This window comes from Atlanticothrix silvestris CENA357 (assembly GCF_016056295.1).
In the GTDB taxonomy this organism is placed as follows: Bacteria; Cyanobacteriota; Cyanobacteriia; order Cyanobacteriales; family Nostocaceae; genus Atlanticothrix; species Atlanticothrix silvestris.
The window spans coordinates 740-2468 of the sequence record NZ_JAECZB010000064.1; the positions used below are offsets into that span (position 1 = coordinate 740).

Here is a 1729-nt window from a genome sequence, read left to right on the forward strand (position 1 = left end):
ACCATGTTCTTATTTCTTCATAACTTTTGAATCCCTGGGGGTCTTCTAATTCTTTTGAAAGTTGCTCTCTTATATCTGACTTTATAATTGGCGGTCGCCCTGAACCCTTCTTTCTTGATACTAGACTGGCGATTCCCAATTCTGTATAAGCCTTGAACCACCTTTGTACTGTGGCACTTCCTCTTCCCAACACTACCACTAAATCTTGTATTGTCCTTACCTGACCTATCTTTAGTAAATACAATGCTTGAATACGTTCTTTTCCTAATGCTGTTTTCTGTTTTTTCAGCAGTTCACGTAATTCCTCTGCCGATTCTTCTATTTTTACTTTGGTGACTCCAGCCATGAACTTCTGCTCATATTTCTGACTTAACTATTTCTATCATTTTTTTAGTGAAATGGTATTAGCTCTTGCTGTAACGCAACAATGCCAGATGGTGACAGCAGATGAAAAATTTTACAATGCACTGCAAAACACCACTTACGTCAATAATCTGCTGTGGGTGGAGAATATTTAGAAAGTAGCGATCGCGCCTGATACAATGCGATCGCTTGGTGTTAAACCAGAAGCTTCGGTCTTTGACTTAATTGGTATGAGAAAAACCCCCATTGATTTATACCGTATGGGAAATGCAACCTCTTCGAGAATAGATAATATTCGTTCACAAGACATTGAAACTTATGAAGAAGATGGTGATATTTGGGTTGTTGCAGGTTCAGGCGGAATTTCAACGTTCGCAGTTCAGGGAGTTGGAAAAAATTGGTGGAAGTTGGATAGGGGCACTGATATTCCTAACGAACTCCGCTTGGTGAATGATTACGGTAATCATTGGCTATGGGAACCAAGCTACACTATGCGAATAGAAGACTACAAGATGGCATTGCAATTAGTTGGTGAGGCATTTTACAAAGTCAATTAACGGAGTTATGAACGTGAATTTTTCTCCTAAAGCAATTCGGTTTATGGTTGAGGCACTAGAATTCAGGATTGAAGCTTACCAAAAACAATTAGAAACAGAAAATTTAAATGAAGATGAGATTTCAGACATCACCAATGACATGATGTTTTTGGAATCATTGTCACAAGAGTTAAAAAAGGCACTCTCAACAATTGCGCCACCTGTCTTTTAATATGTTTGAGAAGTCTAAATTAATCGCACCATTAGTAAAACCCAAGCAGAAGCGTTGGCGGACTATTTTAACGTGAGTTCGATAGACCTCTCCCTCCCGGCCTCCCTCTCCTAAAAGGCGAGGGAGGAGCAACGAAAAAATCATGGTTTTACTCCCCTCTCCTCATAGGAGAGGGGCTGGGGGAGAGGTCAAAACAATACTCGTCGAACTCACGTTATTTTAATGTAGATATCAGTTTATTTACCTAGTACAGCGCAACGTAAATAAAGCTACCCTTTCAAACAGTCACAAGCTTTGATTTCTAAAACTTTTGACTTCTAAGGCAGCGGCTTGTCCTTAGACATTACTTCTCTACTCTATACAACAACTACAAAATCTTTTGCCAGCTAACTTTAGATGATAAAGCTATGAACCTGTATTAAAAATCCTATGTCCTAACCACCCCAAACCCAAGCCTAGACTAGAAGTGCTAGCTAAAATTAGAAAAGTATTAACCTGGCTAAAAGATTCTCGTAATTTATCTCCAGCCACAGCCACAGCCACAGCCCAAGCCACAGCCACAGCCCAAGCCCAAGCCAGAGCCCAAGCCCAAGCCCAA

General features: G+C 40.3%; 3 protein-coding genes and 1 pseudogene. 2 read left to right on the forward strand and 2 right to left on the reverse strand.

Features of this window, described 5'->3' with window-relative positions:
* Positions 1 to 346, reverse strand: a 346-nt coding sequence (locus tag I8751_RS17705) for a helix-turn-helix domain-containing protein (protein WP_214440442.1), incomplete at its 3' end; no start/stop codon positions are given.
* 196 nt (positions 347 to 542) lie between these two features.
* Between I8751_RS17705 and I8751_RS17715 the strand changes: the two genes are divergently transcribed.
* Together I8751_RS17715 and I8751_RS17720 are read left to right on the forward strand one after the other, a co-directional pair.
* Positions 543 to 920: a Tse2 family ADP-ribosyltransferase toxin gene (locus I8751_RS17715; protein ID WP_225894223.1), complete on the forward strand. Its 378-nt coding sequence runs from the start codon at positions 543 to 545 to the stop codon at positions 918 to 920.
* 7 nt (positions 921 to 927) lie between these two features.
* On the forward strand, positions 928 to 1131 hold the full coding sequence (locus I8751_RS17720) for a hypothetical protein (RefSeq protein ID WP_404800438.1): 204 nt from the start codon (positions 928 to 930) through the stop codon (positions 1129 to 1131).
* A gap of 405 nt (positions 1132 to 1536) precedes the next feature.
* Here I8751_RS17720 and I8751_RS17725 read toward each other — a convergent pair.
* Positions 1537 to 1729: pseudogene (locus I8751_RS17725) on the reverse strand (serine/threonine protein kinase); the annotation flags it as partial.